At 52.4% G+C, this 2,510-nt stretch carries 3 protein-coding genes; all 3 read left to right on the forward strand.

Annotated elements, in window-relative coordinates:
* A partial coding sequence (locus PX481_RS22740; protein WP_288096196.1) for a S1C family serine protease occupies window positions 1-918 on the forward strand: 918 nt, incomplete at its 5' end.
* A 59-nt stretch (window positions 919-977) separates the two neighbouring features.
* Window positions 978-1,586, forward strand: a complete 609-nt coding sequence (locus PX481_RS22745; protein ID WP_002763038.1) for a COP23 domain-containing protein — start codon at window positions 978-980, stop codon at window positions 1,584-1,586.
* A 39-nt stretch (window positions 1,587-1,625) separates the two neighbouring features.
* Window positions 1,626-2,510: S1 family peptidase (locus PX481_RS22750; protein ID WP_288096198.1), on the forward strand; the 885-nt coding region annotated here is incomplete at its 3' end.

Genomic DNA, 2,510 nt, shown 5'->3' on the forward strand with positions numbered 1-2,510 from the left:
GGCTTTCTCGTCAGTCCCGACGGTATCATCATTACCAACGCCCACGTTGTTGCGGATGGCCCCCGGGTGGTGACGGTGAAATTTTCCAACGGACAGCAGGCCTCGGCAGACGTGATCGGCTTCGCTAAAAATGGCGTGGATCTGGCCGTCCTGCGGATTTATAACCGCCAAAACCTGCCCTATCTTCCCCTCGCCCGTCCGAACTCCGCCAAGGTCGGCGAAAGCGTTTTCGTCATCGGTACACCCCTAGAAGAAGACTATCAAAATACCCTCACCCAGGGCATTATCAGCCGTCTCGACCCCGAAAAAGGCATTGTGCAACACAACGCTAATATCAACAAAGGCAATTCCGGCGGGCCGCTTTTGAATTCACGGGGGGAAGTGGTGGGGGTTAACGTCGCAGGCGATATCGGGAGTTACGTTTACGACGGTGCGGGAAACCCGATCGGCCTTACCCAGAGCGGCATTAATTTCGCCGTTTCCCTCGATCGCCTGCAAGCTTTCCTCACCGCAGTTAAAACAGGCGATGTCTCCACCGTCTCAACATTAGGACAGGACGATCGGATACAGTTACTCGCCCTCCCTCTTAACGGTCAGACCGTTCAAGGCAACTTGACCAAAGACCAAAACGAGCAATATTACGGGTTCGAGGGTCGTGCCGGACAGAAAATCGTTCTGGATATGAACAGCAACGAGATCGCTCCCTATCTTGTCCTCTATCGCGTTCTCCAATCTTCCGAGGGGACAAAATACCCACAGGTCGCCCGTAGTAACCAGCGTGTCGATCGCGCCCCCGGGGATTTTAACGCTCGACTCGTAACCGAATTACCCGCCGATGGAGTTTATATCCTAGTGGCTACCTCTCGCGAAGGGGGTGAATCGGGTCGCTACACCCTCAACGCCGCCGCTAACCCTTAAATAATCCCATTTTGACCCTAATCACGATTCTAATCCCTATTTTCTGAGGAACTATCCCTATGAACTCTAGATATATTTCCCACCGTCTCGCTTGCGTCGGCCTCCTCGCCACTGTCCTCCTCGGTGGTATCGCCCCCGGTTTCAGCCAATCGACCACCCCGAATGGCGTCACCTTCTTCTGTAAAGAGGTGTTCGATCGCGCATCGGGAGGAAAAATACCCGCTACCCTCGCTTGGATTCCCCAAAGAAGCGGCAATGTGCGGATTATCGGCTGGAAATCGGAATATTTCTCCAAACGTTCCCCGGTTCGTTGCGAGGAAGTCACGAAAAAATTCCAGGAAGCATATAATCAAGGGCGTTTTAACTATCTCACCACCGGCCGGGCGAAAGGATACCCGATCATCTGCAGCGTTTCACGATCCGGCGATCCCTGCGATGGTAATAGCCAACTTTTTACCCTTAAACCCCACGACAATCCAGATTTAGTCTTGCAACAACTCATGGACATCCTAGAGGGGAAAAGCTCGGATATGCTCCTCCAGAATTCCGGAGATAAAACCTATATCTCGATGACGGAGTTTTTCGCCAAAGCACCACTCGCCGATCGCGACGCACCCTGTGGTACGAGATCTGCTGGCCCGCAAAATAATTGCGTTCCCACCCGCTAGAATTTTCGCTGTTTTACCCCAAATTTCCCCATAATAACCATGTTGAAACCCTTTCCCCTACTCCTAAGCCTCCTACTTCTGCCCGTCGTACCGGTTAAAGCGCTATCCCCTTTCTCTGCTCCGGCGATCGTGGCGGAAGACAGCCCAGACGCGCAGATCGAGCGATCGATCCGTCAAGTCACTGTTAAGATTACTAGCGAGATAAATCGGGGATCGGGAATCATTATCGGGAAAAAAGGCAGTATATACCTCGTTTTGACCAACGCTCACGTTACCCGCGGCGCGACCACCCTACAGATCCAAACCCACGACGGCCAAACCCGCACAGCCTCGATCGCGCCGAATTCCCTTTTAAAAGATAAGGATCTGGCCCTGGTGGAGTTTAGCGATACCCGGGATTATCCGATCGCTAAAATTCGCGCCATTTCCCCGGATGCGGAACTAGATATCACCGTAACCGGTTATTCCGCAGAAACGGGGCAGTACACCACCGATAACGGGAAAATTGAACAAACAAGCGATCGACCCCTCCGGGAGGGCTACAGCGTCGGTTATAGTGGCGATATCGTGCAGGGAATGAGTGGCGGTGGTATCTTTTTCGAGGATGAGTTAATCGGCATTAACGGGCGATCGGCCCATCCGATTCTCTCTAACTACATCTACGAGGACGGTACAAAACCCACAGATGCAGAAATCCAAAAGATGAGAGCGGTTAACTGGGGCATTCCCCTTCATACCCTATTAACCTACATCCGGCCCGAAATCCTCAGCGCCTATAACCTGCCCCTACCGCAGGTGAACCCCGATATAGAAACCACCGCCCCTACTGACTATATCGCCGAATTAGAAACAAAAGCCAAGGGTTTCACCGTGCGGATTGATAGTAGCAGTAAAGCCAATGGAAGTGGCGTAATTATCGCTAAA

Source organism: Microcystis sp. M53603_WE2 (genome assembly GCF_030065435.1).